The sequence below is a fragment of the Paenibacillus sp. YN15 genome, from assembly GCF_003285005.1.
Classification (GTDB): Bacteria; Bacillota; Bacilli; order Paenibacillales; family NBRC-103111; genus Paenibacillus_AR.
Window position 1 is genome coordinate 274,313 of sequence record NZ_QMFA01000002.1, and the last position, 24,882, is coordinate 299,194.

Here is a 24,882-nt window from a genome sequence, read left to right on the forward strand (position 1 = left end):
CAGAGTGTCTCAAGGGGCACTCTGCCTTTTGTATGCGGACAGAGGGGGGCAGACAGAGCGGCTGATGGGTCGCGGGCAGAGGAGGGCAGATGGAACGGCGGATGGTCGAGGGCAGAGGGGGAGCAGACGGAACGGCTGATGGTCGAGGACAGACGATCCGCTATTTTCCCCGTTTGCCCCTTTTCTGGATTTTCGCGGACAGACGATCCTTTATTTCGCTCCAGAAGCACGGAACTCCCCCGTTTATTCGCACTTAACGGAACCACGGTCCGCTCAGGAGAAAGAAGGGCCGATTTTCGAGAAATAACGGAACCACGGTCCGGCTAATGAGACGTTTGATGCAGAGAGGCCTGGGGGTTGTCCGTTGAGGGGCGCGCAGCAGGCACACCCCCTCTGTTTCCGAAAGACCTCCGGGTAGAGTTTTTTATTTGAGATAAGAATAAAAAAATATCTAAAAACGAAAAATATATATTGATAAACGATAAATTGTATGTTACTCTCAACATGACATTAACGGATTGGAGTGAATGTGTCATGGAACGGGGAAAAACACTTTTCCTGAAGACCACGATTGTTCTGATCGGGCTTCTGATACTGGCTGTATACATCTTGGGATTGCCCTTGTTTGCAAAGGAAGCGTTAGAGCATTATCCGGCTTATTTGGTCTACGCGATTGTGATTGATTTGTATGCCACCGCCGTACCGTTTTTTTATGCGCTGTACCAAGCCTTGCGGCTGCTTGGCTATATCGACAAGAACAACGCCTTCTCGGAATTATCGGTTAACGCCCTGAAGAGGATCAAAGTTTGCGCAGCCGTCATCAGTATATTGTTTGTGGTTGGTCTGCCGTTCTTTTACATGCTGGCGGAGCAGGATGACGCCCCTGGCGTGATTTTGATTAACCTGGCCTTTATCTTTGCCTCCGCGGTGATCGCAGTTTTTGCCGCCGTCCTCCAAAAGCTGCTGAAAAACGCCATAGATATAAAATCCGAAAATGATTTAACGGTCTGAGGTGACGCATATGGCGATAATTATCAATATTGATGTTATGCTGGCCAAGAGGAAAATGAGCGTTACAGAGCTTTCGGAGCAAGTAGGCATTACTATGGCGAATCTATCCATTTTGAAAAACGGGAAGGCAAAGGCAATCCGCTTTTCCACACTGGAGGCGATTTGCAAGGCGCTGGACTGCCAGCCCGGCGATATATTGGAGTACAAAGCGGAAGAATGATGCTCGAATGCGGATTTGAAACCATACCGTTCCTTGGAAAAAGCAGGTTCCGGGAGCGGTATTTTTCTTTGTTATATTAGATTTCCATGATGCGGCTGTCATGTGCGGTACCGATGTTTCATTGATGGTTGGTTGCGGAGGGCAATAGTTTGTGGGGAGGATGCGATACCTGCAACCAGAATGGTGGCGGGATTGGGCGGTGGGTGAAACAGCGGACTTGTGGCAGCAGCGGGTGCGTTTTGGCGGGGAAGCCTTCTGCTGCGGAACTCAGCGACTCTTATGGCGGCAAAAACGGGAATTTGTAGGTTTTACGGAACTAAGACGCTCTTACGCACCCTTGCGCGACGAAAATGGAGGCAAAATGAGGCTGCTGCGGGCTATAGGCGCTTCTCATTTCCGTTAAAACAGAAATAAGCCGCAAAAACGGCTTTAAGAGCCGCTCAGTTCCGCTACGTCCGGCAGACGCATCCTCCAACAGACGTATCTCCGCAGGTCATCCCTCAACAGACGCATCCTCCAACAGATGCATCGTCCCCCGGTCATTAATCCGACTCAAGCTCCGGTTGACTGGCCCGGCAGAGGTTGTACAATAGAGAATGTACCTCATGGAATAACGGAAGTCTGAAGCAAGAGAGGAAGGCGACGATGGACGAGCAATCCCTGTTTGACGACCGGGCCTGGAGCAGCCCCCTGGCCAGCCGGCTGCGGCCGGACAGCTTGTCCGGTTATGTGGGGCAGCAGCACTTGCTGGGGGAAGGAATGGTGCTCCGGCAGATGGTGGAGCAGGATATTGTGCCCTCCATGATCTTCTGGGGCCCTCCCGGTGTGGGAAAAACAACCCTGGCGCGGATTATTGCCCATAAGACCAAGGCTCATTTTGTGGATTTCAGCGCAGTCACCAGCGGAATCAAGGAAATCAAGGAAGTGATGACCCGGGCGGAGCATAACCGGCTGATGGGAGAAAAAACCATCCTGTTCGTGGACGAAATCCACCGGTTCAATAAGGCCCAGCAGGACGCATTTTTGCCATTCGTGGAAAAAGGCAGCATTATCCTCATCGGCGCTACCACAGAGAATCCTTCCTTCGAGATCAACGCGGCGCTTTTGTCCCGCTGCAAGGTATTTGTCATGCAGGCCCTGGCCGCCGCCGATGTGCTGCTGCTTCTTAAGCAGGCCGTTGCCGATCCCCGTGGCTTTGGCTGGACCCAACTGGACATCACTGAGGAACTGCTGCTGCTCATTGCCAACTTTGCCAACGGGGATGCCCGGACGGCCTTGAACACATTGGAAATGGTTGTGCTGAATGGCGTGCAGGCTGCCGGGAAAATCACCGTCACCAAGGAAATCATCGAGCAGTGCATCAGCAAGAAGTCCCTGCTCTACGACAAAAACGGCGAGGAGCATTACAATCTGATTTCCGCCTTGCACAAATCCATGCGCAACAGCGATGTGAACGCGGCCATTTATTGGCTGGCGCGGATGCTGGAGGCGGGGGAGGACCCCCTCTATGTAGCCAGACGGCTGATCCGCTTTGCCAGCGAGGATATCGGCATGGCCGACAGCAGAGCGCTGGACATCGCCGTCAGCACCTACCAGGCCAGCCATTTTATCGGCATGCCCGAATGCACCGTCCATTTGACCCATGCGGTAACCCATCTTTCCCTGGCCCCCAAGTCCAACGCGCTGTATGAAGCCTACGGCAAAGCCAAGGAGGATGCCCTCCATATGCTGGCGGAGCCGGTGCCGCTGCATCTGCGCAATGCTCCCACCAAGCTGATGAAGGAGCTTCGCTACGGGGAGGGCTACGAGTACGCCCATGATACGGAGGACAAGCTGACCATGATGGAGTGCCTGCCCGAATCCCTGCAGGACCGGCAGTATTACCGGCCCACCACGCAGGGCAACGAGGCCCGGGTAAAGGAATGGCTGGAAAAAATTGCCGCCTGGCGCGCCAAACAGCAGGAATAATGGCCCAAACATTGTGAAAGATTGTACCCCCTTGGCGGCAACTTGTGGTATAATCCCTGTGTGTTACCGGTAACTCACTCTAATGGAAACCGGTACGATCTTATCTCAATCTCGTCTCATTTCATTGTAAAAGGGGAGCCCAAAAATGCGTTTTGAACAAAAGGTCGATGTTTTGTTTCAGGGAGATTCCATTACCGATACCGGCCGGAACCGGGCCGACACGTACAGCCTTGGCCACGGGTATGCCGCCCGGATAAGCGGCAAGCTGGGGTATGAGCTGGCGGAGTCCGCACCGCTTTTCCTGAACCGGGGAATCAGCGGCAACCGGGTTTCCGATTTGTACGCCCGTTGGAACGAGGATGCCATCTATCTGAATCCGAAGCGCCTCAGCATTCTGATCGGCGTGAACGACGCGTGGCGGATCATGAACCGGCTGCCTGAAGGCGCAGGAGACCGTTTCGAAAGCTCCTACCGCCATTTGCTGCAGATCACCAAGGAGTATTTGCCCGATACCGGACTGATCCTGATGGAGCCGTTTATTCTGAATTGCGGCGCTACCCAGGAGCAGTGGGAGGGCTGGAAAAGCCTGATCGAGACTTATCAGACGGTGGTGAAGCAGCTGGCTGAGGAAAATGGAGCGGTTTTCGTTCCGCTGCAGAAGGCCTTCGACGAAGCGGCCAAACGGACCGCGGCAACCTTCTGGACAGGCGACGGCGTACACCCTACGGCCGCAGGCCATGAGCTGATCTCCCGGGTATGGATCGAGACGGTTCAGAACAGCCCGCTGGCGCTCCGCTCCTAACACCTAAAACCCCCGAAATACCGTCCCAGGACGGCGGTTTCGGGGGTTCAATGTTTTTAAGCGGCGGGAACGGCAGCCTGTTCGTTATGGCCGGGCGGGGGCGGCTGCGAACAGGTAGCGGTGCGCCGGAAAATTCCCCGTGCGCTCCACGCGGACGCCGTTTTGGCTGTCCAGCTCCGCCTTGACCCAATTATGCCGGCCCTCCCGGTATCCATAGGATATGCCGTCATCCTCATACAGGACGCAATTCCGGGCCTCCGCGCCAAACGGATGCAGCTCCACCTGGAACACCGCATCATCGGCCACAAACGGCAGGGGTTTGGCCAGCGGCAGAAGGGTGCCGTCCTTGACGAATACGGGAATCTGCTCCAAGCCGGGAGCAAGCAAGTAGCTTTGACTCCCTTCATAGATCCGGCCGGTCCAGAAGCAATGCCAGACGCCCTTCGGCAAATAAACCTGGCGCTCCGCAGTGCCTGTAATGATCGGGGCTACCAGAAGGGAATCCCCCATCATATAGGCGTCATCGATGCCGTAGGTGTGGGGATCGTCCGGGTAGTCCATGACCAAAGCGCGGAACGGCGGCAAGCCTTCCTCGCTGTAGCGGGCGTATGCCGTATACAGATAGGGGATCAGAGACATCCGGGTTTGGAAAAGAGAGCGGCACAGCTCGCGGATCTCCGCATAATTGTCCAGGAACTCCCCGGCCACATTCTTGTCCCGGTCCACCTGCATCCAGGGCGGATTGGGAATCCGCCAGCAGTTCAGCAGGGCCATGGGTGAAAAGACGGCGGTCTGAATCCGGCGGATCAGATCCTCCGGGGATTCCGCCTGGCGCACCTCGGGAGACCACAACAAGCCGGAGAAGCCGCAGTTGACAACGCCGCGGATAAATACCTTGTGGTTATACAAATCGCTGTACAGCACAAAGGGCAGGGGAGCCGCCATGGCGCCGGAGGCTCTGACCTGGGACAGGGTCCGTTTGCCTGCTTCCTCGAAGGGGGCCAGAATGGTTTGCTGGTAGAGAGCGCCCAACTGGTTATGCATTTGCTCGCCGTCCATGCCGGAGGGGAACCGGGCGATATCCGGGAAGGACCAGTTGGAATGGACATAATCGGAGCTGTCGCACTCGTCCAGCTTGAACCCGGCGATGCCCTTGTCCACAAAAGCCTTCCTGTGATGTCCGGCGAACGTTTCGCGGGCTTCCCCAACGGACAAATCGGGCACCAGCCCTTCCCATACCTCGTAATCCCCGGAATGGGGCTTCAAGTCCCCGTACATGGGAGAGGAGGGATGCACAAACAGATGCTCCCACAGGTTCACCCGGTAATCCATGTCGTACAGCTCCCCGAGCATGGCCTCATGGTCGGGAAAACGCCCTTCATCCCAAACAAATGAGCAGGAATAGGCCTTGGTCTGCCAACCCGGCTCAAAGCCGAACACATCCACCGGCATGTTGTCCTCCCGGAAGGTGCGGGCCAGCCGCATCACATCCTCCTTCTTGGCGGCGCTGTATGCCCGGTACCACATGCCCAGGCCCCACATGGGCGGAAGCGCGCCGCCTCCGGAGAACAGATTGTAGCGCTGCACCGCTTCCCGGAGACCGGGGCCCTCGAAGAAATAAACCTCGATGCCCTGGGCCACGGGCACATCCACAGCGACCGTCCGGTTGCCCTCCGACTTCTGGTAGCCGTACAGCTCGATTTCCGAGGTGCCAACGGCCTTCTGCTCCAGCTTCTTGTGCTCGGATTCCCCCTTGCGAAGGTTCGTTCCGCAATAAAAGGCGGCATACCGGTTGGTATCCACCAGCACCCCGTAGCCTTTGGTGGACACATAAAAGGGAACGGGCGCATGACTGTCCCCGGTATCGGCTACCGGATCGCTGTTGACCCGGATCACCTTTTTGCGGCCCGTATGATCCACCGCATGAAGCTGCAGGCCAAAGCCGTAAATATGCTCCTCCCCGCCCAAAGGCAGCTCGATGAGGACTCCCCGGGGCGTTGCCCGGATGGAAACCTCTTCCTCCGTAAAGGGGGCTTTGCCGGGGCAAGCCAGGCCGTCAAGGGCCGCTTCCTTGGCCGGAGCGCTGCGGTACCGGACAGGCGTATGCGGCTCAGGTTCGCCAAAGCTCATTTTCCAAATGCCGTTTGCCACTTTTTCCATATGGACACCTCATTTATCGAATGTAGAATAACCGGATTTATCCCGATTATATCATTGCCGTATTGGCGGAAATTGTGGCATACTATGAAAAAATATCACTATTCTATCCATCTGAGGTTTGCGATGAACAAGCTGTTTGAGCCTGTCTATTTTGACCATTCCACCATGTTCTGGGATTACCGGATCAGGATTGAGAAGCATTTCAAAGGGTATTACCATTGGCATCAATGCTGCGAATGTATGCTTGTCCATGAAGGGAGGGGCACCGTGGTCCTTAACCGGCAGACCTACCGGCTGCGCAAAGGGATGCTCTTCTTTTTTCAGCCGTACCAGCTTCATCAGGTATATGTGGAGGTGTCCCCGGAGGAGCCGTATGAGCGGTCGATTTTTTATGTGGACCCTTTGGCGGTGGAGGAGCTGCTGCGTGCCTTCCCCACACGGCGGGCCAGATTCGAAGCTCTATGCCGGGATCGCAGCCATCCCCATGCCTATGATCTCAAGCAGGAGGGGGAGCGGATGGAATGGGTGTTCGACACCTACCATCATGCCCATTCCACCGGCAAGGGAGAGGATGTGGAGGAGCTGACCCTGTTTTTTCTGCAGTTTCTCCAGCATCTGCCTGATGCGGCTTTTGCGGGCAACAGCCTTGCCAACCCGTCCAAACCATTGCGGGGAACCCGCTATTCGGAGCGGGTGATGAGCTGGATCGAAGCGCATTATCATGAGAAAATTTCCATGGACCAATTGGCGGAAGCGCTGCATCTGTCCAACAATTATATTTCCCGGATCTTCCGGGAGGAGACAGGGGGCAGCATCAGCGATTACATCACGGCCAGGCGGATCAAACAGGCCTGCCGGCTGCTGGAGACAACAGACCTGTCGGTCGGCATGATCGCCGATGCCATCGGCTACGATAATCCCTCCTATTTCATCCATTTGTTCAGGAAGGTGATGGGCGTCACTCCCCTTAAATACAGATCGGCCCGGAACCATATGCGCGATTAAAGCAAAAAGCACAATCGGTCAGGAATTGACCATGATAGACCATTGTTTTGGGGGAGGCCTCTTCATAGAATGGAGAAAAGGAGATGGATAACCCAATGTCGTCTAAGCCTGAATTGCGTATTGATTGCGGAGCTCCGCTTACACCGCTGAACGATCTGTTCGGCATTTTTTTTGAGGACCTGAACCATGCCGCCGACGGGGGGCTGTACGCCGAGCTGGTGCAGAACCGTTCCTTCGAGTTCGACCCTATCGATCATCCGTCCTACCATTCCTTGACTGCTTGGGAGAAATTGGAGCGCGGAGGCCAGGTAGAGCTTGCCGTGGAAAATGTGGAGCCCCTGAACCGGCGAAATCCCCATTACGCGGTGCTGGAGCTGAAGGGCCCGGGAGCGGGCGGCCTGTTAAACGCAGGCTTTAACAGCGGAATACCGGTCCGCGAAGGAGAGCAATACCGGTTTTCTTTTTACGCCAGAAGGGAAGGCGCTCTTGGAGAGCGGGTAACGGTTTCGCTGGAATCCGCCGCGGGAGAGGTATACGCCCAGGCGCAAATCGCCGTTGCCGGAGCCGGATGGGAGAAGTACGAAACTGTGCTCGAGGCAAACGCCACCGACTTCAGCGGCAGACTGGCCATTGTTGCGGAGGGGGAGGGCAGACTGTATCTGGATATGGTGTCCCTGTTCCCGGTGAATACCTTCCTTGGCCGCGAGAACGGCATGAGAGCGGATATTGCCCAACTGCTGGCGGATATGAGACCGAAGTTCATGCGCTTCCCCGGAGGCTGTCTGATTCATGATGGTTCGCTGAATGCAGAGGACCGGGATTCCATGTACCGTTGGAAAAATACGTTGGGAGATGTGGCCCAGCGCCCTGCCAGGCGGAACAATTGGCGGTACAACCAGACCTTGGGTTTGGGCTATTACGAGTATTTCCTGTTCTGCGAGGATATCGGGGCCAAACCCCTTCCGGTGCTTCCGGCGGGCTATGATCCCCATCATCAGGCTGCGGTTCCTCTGGACGAGCTGGGGCCGTGGATTGATGACGCCCTGGATCTGATCGAATTTGCCAACGGCGCGGCGGATACGGAATGGGGCGCCGTCCGGGCGTCACTTGGCCATCCGGAGCCCTTCGGCTTGGAATATCTGGCCATCGGCAACGAAGAGGTAGGGGAAGCCTTTTTTGAGCGGTACAAGTATTTCCACGAGGCCATCCGGGAGCGGTATCCAGAGATCAAAATCATCAACAGCAGCGGCCCCTTTGCCGCCGGCAGCGAGTATGACCGCGGATGGAAATCCGCCCGGGAGAACGGCTCGGATCTGGTGGATGAGCATTATTACCAGTCGCCGGAATGGTTCCTGGCCAATATGGACCGGTATGACAGCTTCAAGGCGGATGAGCCCAAGGTATTCCTGGGGGAATACGCCACATGGGGCAATACCTACTACAATGCTTTGGTGGAGGCCGCTTTCATGACCCGGCTGGAGCGCAACGCCCATGCGGTGGGGCTGGCCTGCTACGCCCCGATGCTGTGCAATGCGGATTATGTCAACTGGAAGCCGGATATGATCTGGTTCAACAATCATCAGGCTTATGGCACAGCCAATTATTATGTGCAAAAGCTGTTTATGAACCACCAGGGGGACGAATTGCTGGGAGTGGCGGCAGACGGGCTGGGCCAGCCGGAGAAGCCGGAGGATAAGCCGGTCAGCGGCGGCTTGGCGTTGGTCACGGATCAGGCGGACATGATGTTCAGCCGCATCAGTCTGACCAATGACAATACCGGCGAGGTTCTGGAGCTGGACCATCTCTGCGGACGGCTGTCCAATCTGCCGGGGGCGCAGGCGGAGGGACTTTCCGGTACGCTGGATTTGGGCGAAACAGGCTGGAGCGCCTATACGCTCCGTCTCACGTGCAGGAAGCTGGCCGGACGGAAGGGCTTTGTGATCCGCTTCGGCAAAACCGATGCGGACAACTTCCTCTATTGGGAAGTGGGCGGCTGGCAGAACCAGGACTCCATTATCGGCGCGCGGGTGAACGGGCGTTCCAGCTGTCTGGCGCAGAATATTTTTACCCTGGAAACGCAAAAGGACTATGAGCTGGTGCTGGAGGTACGGGGCCGGAAAATCCGGTCGTATATGAATGGGCAGCCGGACCATGAAACGGAGGACCGTCTTCCCTCTGTGGAGCCGCTGTACTTGACCGCCAGCCGGGAGCATGGCACCGGGGATGTAATTGTAAAAGCGGTGAATGTGCGGGAGCAGGCGGTAAGCACCCGTGTGGTGCTGGACGGGTTCGGCGGAAAGCCTGCCGTTGCCCAAGTGTATGAACTGGCGGGTTATGCGCTTGCGGCTGAGAACAGCTTCGCGGAGCCGGAGCTGATTAAACCCCGGGAACATCGCTTCGACGTTCAGGAAGGCTGCTTCGACTATAAGTTTCCGGGGCAGTCGGTGACGGTTTTCCGGATTCACCGATAAGATTGGAGGGGAGTATGAGGCGTTCGGCGTCTTCTGCTCCCTTTTTATTTTCATCTGGCATTTTTCCCGGAAACAGGTAATATGAGGGCATAGGCCCAATAACGAATCGATAAAGCGGGGGTGCTGCAATGTTTCTGTCCCACCAGGAAAATATCAGGCAATACACGGCGGAAGCCAGCCGGAACAGCGGGGTGCTGGCCGTCATCATCGGCGGCTCCATTGCCCACGGATATGCCACGGAGAAGTCGGACATTGATGTGATGCTGGTTGTGCCGGAGGAGGAGTTTGAGCGGCGGCTGGAGGCCGGGGAGATTCAGTTTCTTGATAAGGCTTTTCATGTGGACGGCAAGTATATCAGTCTGGAGTTTATCCGCAAGGTGATTGCTTCCGGCAATGAAGCGACCCGGTACTCTTTTGAAGGCGCTTTCGTGACTTTTTCCCGGGTGGAGGGGCTGGAGGAGCTGCTTGCCCAAGCGCAAGCCTATCCCCTGGAGCAGAAGCAGGACAAGATCAACCGGTTCTACGGCCAGTTCAAGGCCTGGCATTGGTACTGCAAGGACGCCTTGAAGAAGGGGAATCCCTATCTGCTGGATTATGCGGTTTCCAATTTGGTCCTGTTCGGAGGCAGGCTGATTCTGGCGTACAATGAGAAGCTGTTTCCTTATCAAAAATGGTTTTTGCGGGTGCTGGACAGCTGCGGGGAGAAGCCCGATCAGCTGATGGAGAAGCTGGACGCTCTGATGGAGAAGAAAGGCTTGGCCGAGGTGGAGGCGTTTCATTCGGCGGTGGACGAATTCAGCCAATGGAATACCACCGGGCGCAGGTGGCCGAATTTATTCTTGTATGACAGCGAATGGAAGTGGCTGTATGGGGAGCCGCCGGTGGCGGATTTGTAGGAAATGCCTTGAGCCTAGCTGGATACAAGCCAGCGCAAAACTAAAAGCCACCCGGACAACGGGCGGCTTCTATGTCTTGCCAACAGCTACTTCTGGAATACCACGCCTTGTCCGGCCAACCGCTCATGAAGCGCGTCCATGGGGATATCGGCAATGGGCAGCTTTTCCTCCACCGCGAGGGAAGCGGCGATGCCGGCGGCTTGGCCCAGGGCGAAGCAGGTGGGCTGCACCCGCATGGAGGACATGGCCACATGGGTAGCGGAAATGGAGCGTCCGGCCACCAGCAGGCCCTTCACATTTACCGGCACCATGCAGCGGTAGGGGATATCGTAGCCGTCGATGTGGCGTTCGTCGGTTCCTTTTTTGCCGTCGGGGCTGTGGATGTCGATCTCATAATTGGTCTGTGCCACCACATCCGCGAAGCGGCGTCCGTTCAGCAGGTCATCTTCGGTCAGGGTATACAAACCCTCGATCTGGTTGGACTCCCGCACGCCTGTCTGTCCTGCCACATGGGAGAGAATATAGTTCTCGAATCCGTTGCGCTGCAAGTAGTTGGCAACCGAGAAGACCTGCTTCAGCGCTTCCTTCTCCGCGTAGTTGGTATCCCGGATCAGGCCGCCGTTGCCCTTCACCCGGGTCATGTTCACCAACAGCGTTCCGTTGCCGCACCGCTCCCAGTACAAGTGCCGCCCCTGGGGCAGATCAGCCACCGCTTCGTAGTAGTAGCAATCCTCCGGCAAATATGGCTTGACCGGCTGGCCGGTGTTCTGCATCATGAACATCAGCGTCATCGGCTGGGTCATGCCGTCTTCGTCCCGGCCGCTTTTGATGGGCACGCCTGCCTCCATGGCTACCGCGGCATCGCCTGTACAGTCGATCACCACTTGGGCGGCAAAAGCCTTCAGCCCCTCCCGGGTATGGGCGATCACGCCGGTCACCCGGTCTCCTTCCTTTATCGCGGCGATGAAGGAGGTATGGTAAAACACCTCCACCCCTTCCCGTTCCAGCCGGCTGTTCAAATAATGCCGCAGCTCAAAAGGCGAATATTGCGGGGCAATGGAGGTGCCATGGGTTTCCGGAAGCGAGTCGGGCACCGTATCCGCCACAATCTCCCGGTAAATTCCGGTTACATTGCCAACCGGCATATAAATGCTTACGTTGCCCAAGGTGCTCATCCCGCCCAATTGGCCCGAACGCTCCAGCAGGATGGTTTTCTTCCCGCATCTGGCCGCGCTGATGGCCGCCGCCGTTCCGGCCGGTCCGCCGCCTACTACAAGTATCTCAGCCTCGGCATACAGCGGCACCTGGCGTTCCAATCCAATCGTCGAATTCGTCATTACTGATCCCTCCCCGTTGATTTCAGCCTCATTATATGAAATGAAACAGTTTCATTATAGCTTCATTTTTGTTACATTTATCTTATTGAACAGGGGTGAGGGGAGGGGCGCAATGCCGCGCAAGAAGAAGGTGACGCTGCGGGAGCTGGCAGCGGATTTGGGCCTGACGGTGCATACCGTTTCCAAGGCGCTGCGGGGGCTTCCGGGCATGTCTGAAGAAACCCGGGAGGCGGTTTTTCTCCGCGCCCGGGAGCTGGGCTACCGCACCAAAGCCCAGGAGGCGGGGTTGACCGCGGAACGTCTGCCCTGGGTGGCCGGACCTCCCCGGCGCTTCGGCATGGTATTGGACGGTACGCTGAGCTTTCACCGTCATCAATTGGAAGGGGCGCAGAAGCGGCTGAACGAATTGGGCTGTGCCTTGCATCCCTTGCTGGTTCCGCCGGAGCTGAAGGAGGAGGCAGGATTGGAGCAATGGCTGGCCGCCAGCGGAGTGCCGTATATGGACGGGATTTTTCTGACCGCCACACTGCCGGAATGGATGGAGAAGCCGCTGATGGATTCGCCCTTGCCCAAGGTTTTGTTGAACTATCCGCCGGATGCGGGTTTGGTGGACAGTGTGATTTGGGATGTGGAGCATGCAGTGCATCAATCCATGGAGGCATTGTACCGGAACGGGCACCGCAGTGTGCTGTACATGGGCAACAAAGGCCCGCACAGGGGGTTCCGGCTCCGCTGGCAAGCGTTTCTGGCCGCTGCCAACCGGCTGGGTATGACTGTGGCCGGAGATATGGGGAATTTGTTCGGGAAGGACAAGGATCATGCCCGGTGGCTGAGTGAATTGGGGGAGCTGCTTGGCTCCGGCTCCTTCACGGCGGTTCTGAGCGCCATCCCCGATTCCGCCACCTGGGTGTATATGGCCGCGGCATCCCGGGGGCTTTCCATCCCGGAGGATTTTTCCCTGGTCTCCATCGAAAATGCGGCGGTTCCCCATTTGCCCGACCTGTCCCGGCCGATTCTGTTCCAACGGGAGACAGGGGAGCGGGCGGCAGAGCTGATGCTGCGGCGCATCGCCAACCCGCTTTTGCCGTTTGAGCATGTGCGGCTGCGCGGCCCGTTTCATGAGGGGGAGACTTTGCGGATGAGACGGTAAATGATTTCTCCCCGGATGAGTTTGCGCTGTGGGTGGATTATCATTTGAGGACCTGCACGGCGCCTTCCGCTCTGGGCACAAGCAACCATGGTTTGTTTGTAGGAAGCAAGCCGCTGCAAGGATAGAACATGGGAGAGATGAAGGAGGTTCAAAAGTGGCAAGTATTCTATGTTTGATCACGGAGGATTTCGCCGATTTCGAGATAACTTTGGCGCTGCATAAAATCAGGAATGTGGGCAAGCGGAGGATTCTGACGGTCGGTTACGACAAGCAGGCGGTCACCAGCGAATCCGGGCTGACCTATCTGCCGGATGTGACAATGGCCGAGGCTATGGAGCTGGAGGATGTGGAAGGTTTGCTGATTCCGGGAGGACCTATCCGGGAGCAGCGCAACGAGCTGACAGCGCTGATCCGCAAGCTGGATGGGGAGAAAAAGCTGCTTGCCGCCATTTGCAACGGGCCGCAATATTTGGGACGGTCGGGCATTCTGGACAAAAGGAGCTTCACCACCTCCTGCTCGGCGGAGCGGATCGGCAAGCTGGGGGTAGCGGACCCATTTCCGCGGGCCAACTTTTTGGACAAGCGTGTGGTTCGGGACGGTCATGTGATCACAGCCCAAGGCCGGGCTTTTGTGGACTATGCCTTTGCCGTATTCGATTATTTGGGCATCTATGCCGGGAAGGAAAACGAGCAGGCGCAGCTTTATGCGGATGTAATGGACCGGTAGCGGATGGAGGCGGAGAAGGGACGAATGGGAAACGGAAGCGCGCAGGTGAAAAAGTACGTGGAAATCGGGTTTGGCAACCGCTGGTTTGTCCGCACGGAAATTGAGTATCCCGACGGTTCGGAAGAGGAATGCAAGGGCATAGCCAAACCCTTCGCCGCAGAGTCCGTGTACCTGCGGATCTGGATAGGGCATAAGGTGTTGATTTGGGACGCCAAAGAAGGCGTGAAGCGCATGACAAAAGGAAAAAAGCGAGTCAAGTGCGTCATCGGGTTTTCCGGGCGGTAAACGTTTGACGAAGAAAACAAGCTGGCGGTTTTAGTCATCGCGGAGTATCGGTTTCTCGTTCCATCTGTCCGAAAATAGCCGGACACAGGTTCCGTTATTTTGCGGAAAAACGGCATTTTCCTATCCAGGCGGACTGAGAATCCGTTATCCGGCAAAGTTCAGCCGATTTCATGGGCGATTAGGCCAGATAACGAATCGTGTGTCCGCGAAAAACTCAAAAGTGCGCATTTTCGGAAAATAACGGAACGTCGGTCCGGATGGCAATCGCGGTGCTGCGGACACAGCAGGCGTCTCCAGCGATGGCGTTCCGTGCAGATGCGCCTGTTCGTTCAAGCGTCTGTTCCCTACAAATCCTCGCCCAACAGCTCGGTTACATCCCGCCTCATGCTAAGGGGCGCCTCCTTGACGGGCTGGCCTACCCGCACCAGCATCTGCAAGATGCTTCCTTGCGGCGCGTAGTCCCGGTGGATGGCCTGGTAGACGGCGGCCATTTCCGGGTATTCCTCCAGCGCTTGGCTGAGGGGCTGAACGGCCAACCCCAGTTCATGGGCTTGCAGCACCAGGCGGCTGTACAGCATGCCGCTCTCCACCTGACTCTCCCGGCTGTTGTCCCGGCTGCGGATGACGGCGTAAGCGGGCGTATGGTCGGCTGCGGCTTGAGCGGACTGCACAAAACGGTCCGAAGCCGCCTGGCCCCGGTTCATGGAGGGGAAGAGAGTGACGATGCCCTGCATGACATGCTTCAAAAAGCCGGTTGTGCCTTGCCCCTCCATGGAAAAGCCGTAGCGGTAGCGGTTTTTCTCGTATTCGTTGGCCCGGAAGATCCGCTCCGACTCCTCCATGACTCGGGAGACGCCTGCCTCTGCTTGGGCGGCCTCCATCACGTATCCGCTCAGCCTGCGCAGATTGTCCTCATCCCGGAATACTTCCACCGCGAGCTTTTCGGTTCCCAACGAACCCAGCGACTCAGCTTGACGGTCCGTCAAAGCAGCCTCCCGGTAAGGCCCCCGGTTAGTATCCGGCCGGAACATGAAGGAATACAAGGGTGAAGGAGAGGAGGCTTCCTTGCGGAGGGTGATTTTGGCAACCGCCTTGAGATCCATGCTCTCTGCCAATTTCTCTTCATCATAAGGGCCGTTGGGAAAAAGCCCGATGTCCACGGCATATCCAAGCTCTGCGCCGGCGGTCCGCACATACTCAAGAAAAGCCCCTTGCGTGACCATCATTTGCCGGTTCAGCGGGTCCACCTCCGGGGTGAGCCGCGAGGAATCGGCGTACAAGTAAAAAACATTGGCGTTCCCGCGGTCCAACCGGATTTTCCAAGGCTGCATATTATGGCCGTTGGCTGCCAATAAGCCATGCGCCGCCGCCTGAAGCCGCGGGTCCTGAAACTGGCGGGCGTACTCCTTCTCCCAAGGCTCCAAATAAGCGGGAGAACGGAATATGCCGCTGACACCCAACAGCACTCCGGTCAGAAGCAGGATAATACTGCCGATGGCTGCCGCCGACATCCATAACATTCGCTTCACCTTCCCTGTTTTCATTGGAATTCCCCCCCTGCGGGCCTGGCAATAGAGCGGAGCAGCAGATCAAACGCCTCCGAAATCAACTGCTCCCCGGTGGTTTGGTAATAGTGCTCCAGATAATGCTTTTTCCTGCGGGCCATATTGAAAATGCCCACAATGGAAGCCCACAGCACCAGCGCGGTCCGGCGGGAATCGCCCTCAAAGCGGAGAGTTTCCTCCGCCAGTCCCCGGTCCAAGATGGAAATCAGCCGCTCCATGATTTTTTCCCCCAGCGCGTAGCATTCCTCCCTGGAAGAGTCGGGAACACCCTTGAGAAAATCCATTTCCCCGTTCTCATACTCCATAATGGCTTGAAAATAATCCGGAAATTCAATGCCGAACCGGTAAAAAAGCCATCCGATCCGCCGGATTTCCTCCGGGGCGCTCCCTGCCGGGGACCCGGTGCCATCCTGCTCCAAAAGCTCCAGCAGCCGCCGGTACCCCCGGGCCATAATCTCAAAGTAGATTTGCTCCTTGCTGTTGAAATAGATGTAGACCGTCCGTTTGCTGAACTGGGCCTCCTTGGCCACATCATCCATGGTTGCGGCATCATATCCTTTGGCAAAAATAATCCGCTCCGCCGCTTCAATAATATCCGTCCGGCGGATTTCCTTCTCCCGCTCCTTGCGGTCCGCACTGCCCATTATTCCACACCGCCTTATATTGCATTGCTGTGCATTAAAGTAAACTTACAGTTTACATGAATTATAATCCAATTCCAGCGAATGTCAACCCCCAAGGAACAACTGTTCTGTGCTACACTGGAATTTTGTGATAGACTGGTACATGAAATTAGGCTAGAACGGGAGGAAGCATGGATACCAGCGTTTATTTGATCAGGCACGGCCAGTCTCCCAAAAAAGAAGGGAGCGAACGCAACCGGGGATTAACGGAAAAAGGGATAGCCGACGCCCGGCGGATTGCGGAGCATCTGCGTGGTGAGGGCATCGAAGCCTTTTACTCCAGCCCCTACCAACGGGCCAGTCTTACCCTGGAGCCTCTGGCGCAGCTTTGCGGACAGTGGAAGCCACAGTCTGGCTGCCTCAGTCATACCGGCTTGAAATCAGGCTCGCGGAACATTCTTGAGACGGTAGGGATAAGCACGTCATCCTGCATAACGGCGTCTCCGCCCAGAAAAACCGTTTCCTTCAAATCCTCCACAGCGGTTATGCACTACATCATCAGATAAGGAGAAAGCATCATGTCAAGCTCACGCTATTCCACCGTTCTGTTCGATTTAGACGGCACCTTGACCGACCCGAAGATAGGTATTGCCAAAGGCGTGCAATATGCCTTGGCCAAAGCGCAGATTTCCGTTGACGACTTGGATTCGCTGGAGTGTTTTATCGGACCGCCGCTGGCGACCTCTTTCTGCGAATTTTACGGCTTCTCCGATACGGATGCGCAGGCTGCGGTGGCGGCTTACCGGGAATACTATTCCGTAACCGGCCTTTATGAAAATCTCCTGTACGACGGCATCCGGGAGCTTCTGGAGCTGCTCCGGGCGCAGGGGCGGAAGCTCGTTGTCGCCACCTCCAAACCTACCGTTTTTTCCAAAACCATTCTGGAGCACTTCGAGATCGCATCGTACTTTGATGAGATTGTCGGCAGCAATCTGGATGGAACCCTCTCCGAAAAAGGGGAGATCATCGCTCACATTCTGGAGCAGCATCAGTTGGCCCCGCACACAACCGTAATGATCGGCGACCGGAAATTTGACATTATCGGTGCCCAAGCCAACGGAGTGGATTCCATTGCTGTGGGATACGGTTACGGCAGCGAGACCGAGCTTATGGCGGCCCAGCCTACGCATTATGTGAAAACCGTTGGGGAGCTGCGCGGTTTTTTTGCCGGAGAGGAGTGAAAGCCGATGACTGCCATTAAGCCCATTGAAGCGGAGCACCAGCTGCAGCTGTCTAGACTGCTGGAGGAGCTGACCGGCGCTAAGGCGGACCCTGCTGTTTTTGAACGGACCTTCCGCATGATCCAACGAAATGAGCATTATGTGCTGTTTGGCGCTTACCATAACGGGGAGCTGGCAGGAACGGCCATGGGGATTGTTTGTATGGATCTAACCGGTGCTTGCCGGCCTTTTATGGTGGTGGAAAATGTGGTGGTGTCCGCCAACCGCCGCAAATTGGGGCTGGGCCGGCAACTGATGCTGGCTATGGAGGAGCAGGCGAGGAAGCGGAACTGTTATTACATTATTCTGGTATCCGGGAAGCACCGGGTGGAGGCCCACCGCTTATATGAGAGCCTGGGCTACCGGGACGAAGGCGCGGAAGGCTTTCGCAAGCATCTTGATTGAGATTGGAAAAGAAGACCAATATCCGGGAGGCTATATATGGGGAATATGATCATTATCGATGCGCATGAGGGCAATTTGAAGCATGTATCCCTGGAAATTCCGCGGGACAGGCTGGTGGTGCTCACCGGGCTGTCGGGTTCGGGCAAATCCACTTTGGCCATGGATGTGCTTTATCAGGAATGCCAGCGGCAGTATCTGGAGGCCATCGGGTACCAGGGCATCCGCAAGCCGAACGTAGGCTCCATCCGCAATGTGTCTCCCGCCATCCGGATTACCCAATCGGAATCCAACCGCAACCCCCGCTCCACCGTCGGCACCCTTACGGATATGTACACCGGGCTGCGGATGGTATACGAGAAGCTCAGCACCCGCCTGTGCCCCCACTGCGGGCAGCCGATATCCGCCGCAGACTGCCGGGAGGAAACGGAGAAGAAGGACAACGTTTTCCACGTGTATATGTACTGCCATCTCTGCGGGCACAAAATGGACAAACTGACCCGAACCCACTTTTCCTACAACACCCGGGAAGGGGGATGTCCCACCTGCCAGGGCCTTGGCCAGATGCTGCAAATTAACATGAAGGCAACCTTGCATGAGGAGCTCTCCCTGGAGGAGGGAGCCGTGGAGTATTGGAACCAGGGCTACAAGGAATATCAGACTGCAGCTGTGTATCAGGCCCTCCGCCACTATGGGCTGCCGGTTCCGGAGAATGTGCCGGTGAAGGATTATCCGCCGCTGCAGCGGGCCGTTCTTCTGTATGGTTCGGAATGCGATGCAATCAAAGAGGCTTATCCCGATGCAGCCCCGCCCAAAACAGTGGCCCTTGGAAAATTCGAGGGAGTTCTGTCCACCCTGTGGAGACGCATGTCGGAGAAGGGCGGGGAGGCGAAAAATTTAAATGGCTTCTTCCACTCGGATACCTGCCCGGATTGCAAAGGGGAACGACTGGGGCCGTTAAGCAGATCGGCCACTGTGAACGGGGTTCGGCTGCCGGAGCTGACGGTGCTGTCCCTGGAGGAGCTGGATGACTGGATTGCCGGGCTGGAGGCGTCTCTAAGCGCAGCCAACCACCGGCTTGCGGAGCTGTATCTGTCGGACATTCACACCAAAATCCGGCGGATTGTCAATACAGGCCTGGGCTATCTTTCACTGGACCGCCAGATCATCACCCTGTCCGGCGGCGAAATGCAGCGGATCAAGCTGGCGGCCGCCCTGGATTCCGACCTGACCGGCGTCATCTATATTCTGGATGAGCCTACCGTGGGCCTTCATCCCAAGGATACCCGCGGTATGATCAGCGTCCTCAAAAAGCTGCGGGACTTGGGAAATACGGTGCTGGTGATTGAGCATGACCCGGATGTGATGGCAGAGGCGGATTTTATTGTGGATATCGGCCCCGGCTCGGGCAAACACGGCGGCGAAATCATCGCCTTGGGCACATTGGCGGAGCTATTGGACAATGAGCATTCTGTCACCGGCAGGTTCCTGAAGGAAAAGCGCGTCCTCCGCCACCGGGTCCGTCCCGGGAGCGGCGCGCACATCCATATCCGCCATGCCTCCCTGCATAATTTGCAGGATGTGGAGGTCCGGTTCCCGGCAGGCTGTTTGGTGACGGTAACGGGCGTGTCGGGCTCGGGCAAGTCTACCCTGGTTTTTGATGTGCTGGCCAAGCTGTGGGAGAAGGAGCGGGTAGGGGATGCGGCGGCAGCCGGACTGGACCATTTTGACCAGATGATTACCATCGAACAAGGGGCCATTACCCGGATGAAGCGCTCCAACGTGGCTACCTACACCGACATGTACACGGATATCCGCAGCTTGTTCGGCGGATTGCCGGATGCCAAGGCCAAGGGGCTGGCGGCCAAGCATTTTTCCTTCAATACCAAGGGCGGCCGCTGCGAAAATTGCGAGGGTCTTGGCGTGATCACCAGCAATATGCTGTTTTTTGAAAATATTGAAGTGACTTGCCCCGTATGCGGCGGCGCCCGGTTTAACGAAGAGGTACTGTCGGTGCAGTATAAGGGTCTGAATGTGAATGAGGTGCTTCACCTGTCCGTTGAAGAGGCGCTGGAGGTGTTTGCCGGGCATACAGGTTTGGAAACTATGCTGAAGCTGCTTTGCGAGGTAGGGCTGGACTATCTGGAGCTGGGTCAAACCTTGACCACCCTGTCCGGCGGGGAAGGACAGCGGTTGAAGCTGGCCAATGAGCTGATTTCCAACAAGGGCAAATCGGTGCTTTATCTGATGGATGAACCCACCACCGGCCTGCATCCGGCGGATGTGGGGAATTTTTTGAAGCTGCTGAATAGAATGGTGGATGCGGGAAGCACGATCATTGTGGTGGAGCATAACGAACAGGTGATCCGGGATTCGGACTGGATCATTGATCTGGGGCCGGAGGGCGGACGGAACGGCGGGCAGGTGTTGTTTGCCGGGACGCCCGTGGAGATGATGGAGCGGGGAACTACGGTGACGGCGGAATGCTTACGGCAATCGGCAGCTTCCGCCCATTGACGGAATAGGATGAGGGGGAAGGGCCGTGGGATTTCAGGTGATCAGTCTGGATATGTTCCAGACTCTTGTGAATGTGAACAGCAGAATCGATCAGATCTGGCAGCCGATTCTGGCGGACCGCTTCCATTCGGAGGCGGCGGGGAGGCATGCGGCTGATTTGCTGGCGCGTTTTATGGAGGAGTGGAGCCGTTCAAGAGACACGGCAGCCTTTATTTTGCTGCGGGAGATTTACGGCAGGAGCTTCGAGCAGCTGTTCCGGGAGCGGGGGATTGTATGCAGCCACCGGGAGGCGGCGGAGATTCTGTTCCGGGAGCATCGCCTGGCCCATTTTTACGAGGATACCCAGGATTTTCTGGCCTCTGTTGCGGGGAAATACCAACTGTGCATCACAAGTGACGCCGACGATGCCATGATCCCGGATTTTTACCGCAGCTACGGCGCCAGGCTGTTCACCTCCGAACAATGCCTCTCCTACAAAAATGACAGCGGCAACAAAATATTCAAGGACTTGATCCGCCATTACCAGGTTCCTCCAGGCGAGATCCTGCACATCGGCGATTCCAAAGCGGATGTCCTGGGCGCCAAGCGGGAAGGGATTGCCGCATGCTGGATCAACCGCGGCGGGCAGTCCTGGGAGCTGGAGCCGAAGCCGGATTATACGGTGCGTTCCTTTACAGAGCTGGCCGGAATTCTGGGAAGTGCAGGATAGTACAGGGCAGGAGTGCAGAGTGGCGCGGCGGGAGCTTCGTATATGAAATTTCAATTATAATTTCCGGAATTTGCGGCAAACAAGGGTTTGTATATGAAATATGGAGTATAAATTCCCGGAAACGGCATAGGTAAGGTAATTGTGTATGAATTTTCATATCTATCCACCGAAATCAGCGTTCCGCAACAAATTGTATATGAAATTTCGACTACACATCACCAAGAACCCGCTCTGCCCGATGCCGATACCGATCTAACACCGCCTCTTGACACGGACTGAGCAGCGCTCTATAATTCAAATAATTTCATAACCGAACAGCTGTGAAGAGAAAGAGTACCGCGGTCACGTCTTTTACAGAGAGCCCCGTCAGATGAGAAGGGGTATGGAACAACCGGGGGAACATGGTCTCGAAGCTGCGCACCGAAGCCTCATGCGGCATTAGACTGCGCCGGAGCCTGCATCCGTTACAAGTGCTAGGGTATACTCGCATGGTTTGCGCCGTACCCGAAAAGGTGAGTGCCGCGAGGCATTCGTGAAAATTGGGTGGTACCGCGTGAGCCATAGCTCTCGTCCCTTTGTGGGATAAGGGCTTTTTTGCTTTCCTTGAAATTTCTATTAAAAGGAGGAATTGGCATGGCTCAGATTTTTATCGGCGGGGCATGGCCCTACGCCAACGGCTCGCTGCATCTGGGAAGGGTAGCCGGCATTCTGCCGGGAGATGTTTTGGCCCGGTATCATCGGGCAAAGGGGGACCGGGTGCTGTATGTATCCGGCAGCGATTGCCATGGAACGCCTGTGGCGGTTTCGGCGGCGCAGGAGGGGGTTGCCCCGGAAGAGGTGGCGGGGCGGTTCCACGCGGAATTTGCGGAATGCTTCCGCCAATTGGGATTTTCCTATGATTGGTACACCCGGACAGACCAGGCCTTTCATCACAAGGGCGTACAGGAGCTGTTCCTGCGCCTGCTGGAAAACGGGTACCTCTATCCCCAAACCGTCAGTCAGGCCTATTGCGTCGCGGACCAACGGTTTTTGCCCGACCGTTATGTGGAAGGCAGATGTCCTGTGTGCGGCGCCAAAGCCAGAGGGGATCAATGCGAGCAATGCTCCGCCCTGCTGGACCCGGCGGAGCTGCTGGAGCCTGTCTGCAAGCTGTGCGGTCAGGGGGTGCAATGGAGGCAGACGGAGCATTATTTCCTGGCCTTGTCCAAATTTCAGACACAGCTGGAGGCATATACAGCAGCAAAAAGCACCGATTGGCGGGAAAATGCGGTCTGCCTGACCCGGCGGTATCTGACGGAGGGGCTGCAGGACAGGGCGGCTACCCGGGATTTGGATTGGGGAGTAGATGTGCCCCTGCCCGGTACGGCAGGCAAAAAAATCTATGTCTGGATTGAAGCGGTCAGCGGGTATTGGACGGCCAGCAGGCAGTGGGCGGAGGAGACAGGCGGACGCTGGGAGGATTTCTGGCTGGATGGGGCGGAAGCAGACGGCGCGGGACCGGATGGGGCCTACTACGTCCACGGCAAGGACAATGTGCCTTTTCACACGTTGATCTGGCCCGCCTTGCTGCTGGGAGCGGGTGGGCTGCATTTGCCCGACAGGATCATTGCATCGGAGTACCTGACTCTGGAAGGCCGCAAATTCTCCACCAGCAGCAATTGGGCAGTGTGGGTGCCGGATCTGCTGAAGCGGTATGATCCCGATTCCATCCGCTATTATCTTATCGCCAACGGACCGGAAAAGCGGGACGCCAACTTCACCTGGCGGGAGTTCATCCACAGCCATAACGGGGAGCTGCTGGGAGCCTGGGGCAATTTCGTCAACCGGACCTTGGCGTTTATTGCCAAGTCCTTCGGCGGCAGGGTTCCCCCTGGAGAGTTGCCCGATGACTGGAAGGAGGAGACGGGACGGCTCTATGCCATCACCGGGGAGCGTCTGGAAGAGGGCAGGCTGAAGGAGGCGCTGGAGGGTTTATTCGCTGGCATTAGGGAGGCTAACAAATATTTTGACGGACGCAAGCCTTGGGCGGCTCTAAAGGAAAACCCTGACCATTGCTCGGAAACACTCTATGTCTGTGTCCAGTGGATTGCCAATTTTGCCAATCTGCTGGAGCCGTTTCTGCCCTTCAGCTGCGCCCGGCTGCGGAATATGCTGTCTCTGACCGCTCCGCAGTGGCAGGTGCAGAGGGTTGAGGCAGGGCGTTCAATCGGCCCTGTGGAGCTGCTGTTCCAGCGGATCGATCCCTCCCGCATCCAAGAGGAGGAGGAACGGCTCGCCGCCAGTCTGAACGAATCTTCTTAATCGCAACGGAACCCAGCGACCCTTACAGGGGCAAAAACAGGAATGTGGGTGGTTAAAGGAACTGTGCGACGCTTATGTGCCCCCATTCGGGGGAGATGGGGCGAAATCAGGCTGGTGGCTCCGATTAAGCGCTTCTTAGTTCCGCTAAAATGCAAATCCGCTGAAAAAAGGGGTGCAAGAGTCGCATAGTTCCGTTACACTTATCCGGGGTATCCGGGGCAAATAGCGGCTCCGGCCGCCGTTAGAATCTCCACAGCCCCGCCATGGCGCCGCCAGAGACGAAAATGCCGGGTATGGCACCCTATTTTTTGTATAAATCCGGCCGCAAAAAAGCCGTGCCCTGTGGCACGGCTTTTGCTCTTGCACTGCTATTTCACTGCGTAAATCGGCGGCTGCGCAAAGGAGAGGGTGCGTCCTTCGTGGATGGCCCGGTCCGCCAGCAGGGTAATCTGCATGGCCTTGTAGACGTCCTCCAGCGTAGGCGTGGCCGTTTTGGTTCCTTCGATCATGCCGATGAAATGCTCGAACTGGACCCCTGTGGGCTTCAGCGTATATTCCACGTTGATCTCCTCGCGGGTGCCGCTGGGATAATGCTCGAACTGGATCAGATTGCCCAGATGCTGCTCGCTCTTGGGGCGCTGGTCCTTATAGATGATCCGGATACGGCCCTTGGGGCCGATAAATTCCTTCAGATTATCGCTGGGCATGGTATGTCCCCAGCCGGCTTCATAATAACCGATGGAGCCGTCGGTAAACTTCATGGTGATCATGCCATAATTGTAGGTGTTCTCCGGCACGCCCGCATCCAGCCGCTGGCCGACGCCGCTTACCGATTCCACTTCCGCTCCTGTGACCCAGCGCATAACATCGATGTAATGGACGCCGCAGTCCACGATGGGGGAGGCGTCATGCAGCAGCGCCAGATGGGTCTCCCAATTGTGGGTGCGCTTGACCTGGGACATGCGCATGGCAAGGGGCGCGCCGATGGCTCCGGAGCGGATCATGTCCGCCACCTTCTGATAGGTGGAGTTATGCCGGAGGATATGCCCCACCAGCACCTTGGTTTTGGCTGAACCGGCCAGCCGGATGAATTCCTCGGTTTCCTTCATGCTGCCTGCGATGGGCTTCTCGCAGAGAATATGTTTGCCTGCCGCAATGGAGGCCCGGGCGATTTCCAGATGGGTGGAAGGATATGTAGCGATGATGACGATATCCACGTCTTCCCGTTTCAGGAGATTGCGGTAATCGGTGTCCCAGGTCTCAGCTCCATACTTGAGGGCAAATTCCTGCGCCTTCTCCGGCCGCAAATCGGCCACGCCGACAATGCGGGCGCGATTGTGCCTGTACAGGCTGTCCAGATGTACGGCTCCCATGTAACCGCACCCTACCAAGATGATGCCATATGTCTTCATCGCCGTTCACACCCTGTTTCGTTAAGGTTGAAAGAGTCCTG

The 24,882-nt window shown here is 56.6% G+C and carries 20 protein-coding genes and 1 pseudogene; 16 read left to right on the top strand and 5 right to left on the bottom strand.

What is annotated here, in order from left to right:
- The first annotated feature begins 534 nt into the window (after positions 1-534).
- The 4 genes from DQG13_RS03070 (at position 535) to DQG13_RS03085 (ending at position 4,001) form a co-directional block, all read left to right on the top strand.
- A complete protein-coding gene (locus tag DQG13_RS03070; RefSeq protein WP_113018130.1) occupies positions 535-1,011 on the top strand; it encodes a DUF2975 domain-containing protein in 477 nt (158 codons plus the stop codon).
- A gap of 10 nt (positions 1,012-1,021) precedes the next feature.
- Complete coding sequence (locus tag DQG13_RS03075) at positions 1,022-1,231, top strand: helix-turn-helix domain-containing protein (protein WP_113018132.1); 210 nt, start codon at positions 1,022-1,024, stop codon at positions 1,229-1,231.
- A 645-nt stretch (positions 1,232-1,876) separates the two neighbouring features.
- Positions 1,877-3,199: a replication-associated recombination protein A gene (locus DQG13_RS03080; RefSeq protein ID WP_113018134.1), complete on the top strand. Its 1,323-nt coding sequence runs from the start codon at positions 1,877-1,879 to the stop codon at positions 3,197-3,199.
- Positions 3,200-3,344: 145 nt separating this feature from the next.
- Positions 3,345-4,001 carry an SGNH/GDSL hydrolase family protein gene (locus tag DQG13_RS03085; protein ID WP_113018136.1) on the top strand — a complete coding sequence of 219 codons (657 nt, stop codon included), beginning with the start codon at positions 3,345-3,347 and terminating at the stop codon, positions 3,999-4,001.
- An 84-nt stretch (positions 4,002-4,085) separates the two neighbouring features.
- Here DQG13_RS03085 and DQG13_RS03090 read toward each other — a convergent pair whose 3' ends face one another.
- Complete coding sequence (locus DQG13_RS03090; protein ID WP_113018138.1) at positions 4,086-6,161, bottom strand: glycoside hydrolase family 31 protein; 2,076 nt, start codon at positions 6,159-6,161, stop codon at positions 4,086-4,088.
- A 123-nt stretch (positions 6,162-6,284) separates the two neighbouring features.
- Here DQG13_RS03090 and DQG13_RS30495 point away from each other — a divergent pair, with 123 nt between their 5' ends.
- The 3 genes from DQG13_RS30495 to DQG13_RS03110 all read left to right on the top strand — a co-directional run bounded on the left by DQG13_RS30495 (position 6,285) and on the right by DQG13_RS03110 (position 10,533).
- Positions 6,285-7,166 carry an AraC family transcriptional regulator gene (locus tag DQG13_RS30495; protein ID WP_181592541.1) on the top strand — a complete coding sequence of 294 codons (882 nt, stop codon included), beginning with the start codon at positions 6,285-6,287 and terminating at the stop codon, positions 7,164-7,166.
- A 95-nt stretch (positions 7,167-7,261) separates the two neighbouring features.
- Positions 7,262-9,637, top strand: coding sequence for an alpha-L-arabinofuranosidase C-terminal domain-containing protein (locus tag DQG13_RS03105; RefSeq protein WP_113018140.1), 2,376 nt, complete (start codon positions 7,262-7,264; stop codon positions 9,635-9,637).
- 128 nt (positions 9,638-9,765) lie between these two features.
- The gene (locus tag DQG13_RS03110; protein WP_113018143.1) at positions 9,766-10,533 is read left to right on the top strand and encodes a nucleotidyltransferase domain-containing protein; all 768 of its coding nucleotides are present in this window, start codon (positions 9,766-9,768) and stop codon (positions 10,531-10,533) included.
- Positions 10,534-10,619: 86 nt separating this feature from the next.
- On the opposite strand, the gene DQG13_RS03115 is transcribed toward DQG13_RS03110, so the two are convergent.
- Entirely contained in the window at positions 10,620-11,870 is a 1,251-nt protein-coding gene (locus DQG13_RS03115; protein ID WP_113018146.1) for an FAD-dependent oxidoreductase, read from the bottom strand.
- 112 nt (positions 11,871-11,982) lie between these two features.
- On the opposite strand from DQG13_RS03115, the gene DQG13_RS30500 reads away from it, so the two are divergent.
- The 3 genes from DQG13_RS30500 to DQG13_RS03140 all read left to right on the top strand — a co-directional run bounded on the left by DQG13_RS30500 (position 11,983) and on the right by DQG13_RS03140 (position 14,032).
- On the top strand, positions 11,983-13,020 hold the full coding sequence (locus DQG13_RS30500; RefSeq protein ID WP_181592542.1) for a LacI family DNA-binding transcriptional regulator: 1,038 nt from the start codon (positions 11,983-11,985) through the stop codon (positions 13,018-13,020).
- Positions 13,021-13,174: 154 nt separating this feature from the next.
- Entirely contained in the window at positions 13,175-13,747 is a 573-nt protein-coding gene (locus DQG13_RS03135; protein WP_181592543.1) for a DJ-1/PfpI family protein, read from the top strand.
- A 24-nt stretch (positions 13,748-13,771) separates the two neighbouring features.
- Complete coding sequence (locus tag DQG13_RS03140) at positions 13,772-14,032, top strand: DUF3977 family protein (RefSeq protein WP_113018153.1); 261 nt, start codon at positions 13,772-13,774, stop codon at positions 14,030-14,032.
- A 344-nt stretch (positions 14,033-14,376) separates the two neighbouring features.
- On the opposite strand, the gene DQG13_RS03145 is transcribed toward DQG13_RS03140, so the two are convergent.
- Entirely contained in the window at positions 14,377-15,576 is a 1,200-nt protein-coding gene (locus DQG13_RS03145; RefSeq protein WP_113018155.1) for an Acg family FMN-binding oxidoreductase, read from the bottom strand.
- Complete coding sequence (locus DQG13_RS03150; protein WP_113018157.1) at positions 15,573-16,241, bottom strand: TetR/AcrR family transcriptional regulator; 669 nt, start codon at positions 16,239-16,241, stop codon at positions 15,573-15,575. The genes DQG13_RS03145 and DQG13_RS03150 overlap by 4 nt, the downstream gene beginning before the upstream one ends.
- A gap of 170 nt (positions 16,242-16,411) precedes the next feature.
- Here DQG13_RS03150 and DQG13_RS31355 point away from each other — a divergent pair.
- From DQG13_RS31355 to metG, 6 genes and pseudogenes are all read left to right on the top strand, one after another.
- A pseudogene (locus tag DQG13_RS31355) lies at positions 16,412-16,618 on the top strand (histidine phosphatase family protein); the annotation flags it as partial.
- Positions 16,619-16,798: 180 nt separating this feature from the next.
- Positions 16,799-17,461 (top strand): HAD family hydrolase, encoded by a 663-nt coding sequence (locus tag DQG13_RS03160; protein WP_113018161.1) that lies wholly within the window; start codon positions 16,799-16,801, stop codon positions 17,459-17,461.
- A 6-nt stretch (positions 17,462-17,467) separates the two neighbouring features.
- Positions 17,468-17,905 carry a GNAT family N-acetyltransferase gene (locus DQG13_RS03165; RefSeq protein WP_113018163.1) on the top strand — a complete coding sequence of 146 codons (438 nt, stop codon included), beginning with the start codon at positions 17,468-17,470 and terminating at the stop codon, positions 17,903-17,905.
- 36 nt (positions 17,906-17,941) lie between these two features.
- Positions 17,942-20,419 carry an excinuclease ABC subunit UvrA gene (locus tag DQG13_RS03170; RefSeq protein WP_113018165.1) on the top strand — a complete coding sequence of 826 codons (2,478 nt, stop codon included), beginning with the start codon at positions 17,942-17,944 and terminating at the stop codon, positions 20,417-20,419.
- A gap of 25 nt (positions 20,420-20,444) precedes the next feature.
- Complete coding sequence (locus tag DQG13_RS03175; protein WP_113018167.1) at positions 20,445-21,128, top strand: HAD family hydrolase; 684 nt, start codon at positions 20,445-20,447, stop codon at positions 21,126-21,128.
- Positions 21,129-21,761: 633 nt separating this feature from the next.
- Positions 21,762-23,429, top strand: a complete 1,668-nt coding sequence (metG, locus tag DQG13_RS03180; protein WP_113018169.1) for a methionine--tRNA ligase — start codon at positions 21,762-21,764, stop codon at positions 23,427-23,429.
- Positions 23,430-23,797: 368 nt separating this feature from the next.
- On the opposite strand, the gene DQG13_RS03185 is transcribed toward metG, so the two are convergent.
- Entirely contained in the window at positions 23,798-24,841 is a 1,044-nt protein-coding gene (locus tag DQG13_RS03185; protein ID WP_113018171.1) for a Gfo/Idh/MocA family protein, read from the bottom strand.
- Positions 24,842-24,882: the final 41 nt, after the last annotated feature.

Excerpts from the sequence above, each read along its gene's own strand:
- DQG13_RS03070 (WP_113018130.1), top strand. The coding sequence starts at position 535 with ATGGAACGGGGAAAAACACTTTTCCTGAAGACCACGATTGTTCTGATC.
- DQG13_RS03075 (WP_113018132.1), top strand. The coding sequence starts at position 1,022 with ATGGCGATAATTATCAATATTGATGTTATGCTGGCCAAGAGGAAAATG.
- DQG13_RS03080 (WP_113018134.1), top strand. The coding sequence starts at position 1,877 with ATGGACGAGCAATCCCTGTTTGACGACCGGGCCTGGAGCAGCCCCCTG.
- DQG13_RS03085 (WP_113018136.1), top strand. The coding sequence starts at position 3,345 with ATGCGTTTTGAACAAAAGGTCGATGTTTTGTTTCAGGGAGATTCCATT.
- DQG13_RS03090 (WP_113018138.1), bottom strand. The coding sequence starts at position 6,161 with ATGGAAAAAGTGGCAAACGGCATTTGGAAAATGAGCTTTGGCGAACCT.
- DQG13_RS30495 (WP_181592541.1), top strand. The coding sequence starts at position 6,285 with ATGAACAAGCTGTTTGAGCCTGTCTATTTTGACCATTCCACCATGTTC.
- DQG13_RS03105 (WP_113018140.1), top strand. The coding sequence starts at position 7,262 with ATGTCGTCTAAGCCTGAATTGCGTATTGATTGCGGAGCTCCGCTTACA.
- DQG13_RS03110 (WP_113018143.1), top strand. The coding sequence starts at position 9,766 with ATGTTTCTGTCCCACCAGGAAAATATCAGGCAATACACGGCGGAAGCC.
- DQG13_RS03115 (WP_113018146.1), bottom strand. The coding sequence starts at position 11,870 with ATGACGAATTCGACGATTGGATTGGAACGCCAGGTGCCGCTGTATGCC.
- DQG13_RS30500 (WP_181592542.1), top strand. The coding sequence starts at position 11,983 with ATGCCGCGCAAGAAGAAGGTGACGCTGCGGGAGCTGGCAGCGGATTTG.
- DQG13_RS03140 (WP_113018153.1), top strand. The coding sequence starts at position 13,772 with ATGGGAAACGGAAGCGCGCAGGTGAAAAAGTACGTGGAAATCGGGTTT.
- DQG13_RS03145 (WP_113018155.1), bottom strand. The coding sequence starts at position 15,576 with ATGAAAACAGGGAAGGTGAAGCGAATGTTATGGATGTCGGCGGCAGCC.
- DQG13_RS03150 (WP_113018157.1), bottom strand. The coding sequence starts at position 16,241 with ATGGGCAGTGCGGACCGCAAGGAGCGGGAGAAGGAAATCCGCCGGACG.
- DQG13_RS03160 (WP_113018161.1), top strand. The coding sequence starts at position 16,799 with ATGTCAAGCTCACGCTATTCCACCGTTCTGTTCGATTTAGACGGCACC.
- DQG13_RS03165 (WP_113018163.1), top strand. The coding sequence starts at position 17,468 with ATGACTGCCATTAAGCCCATTGAAGCGGAGCACCAGCTGCAGCTGTCT.
- DQG13_RS03170 (WP_113018165.1), top strand. The coding sequence starts at position 17,942 with ATGGGGAATATGATCATTATCGATGCGCATGAGGGCAATTTGAAGCAT.
- metG (WP_113018169.1), top strand. The coding sequence starts at position 21,762 with ATGGCTCAGATTTTTATCGGCGGGGCATGGCCCTACGCCAACGGCTCG.
- DQG13_RS03185 (WP_113018171.1), bottom strand. The coding sequence starts at position 24,841 with ATGAAGACATATGGCATCATCTTGGTAGGGTGCGGTTACATGGGAGCC.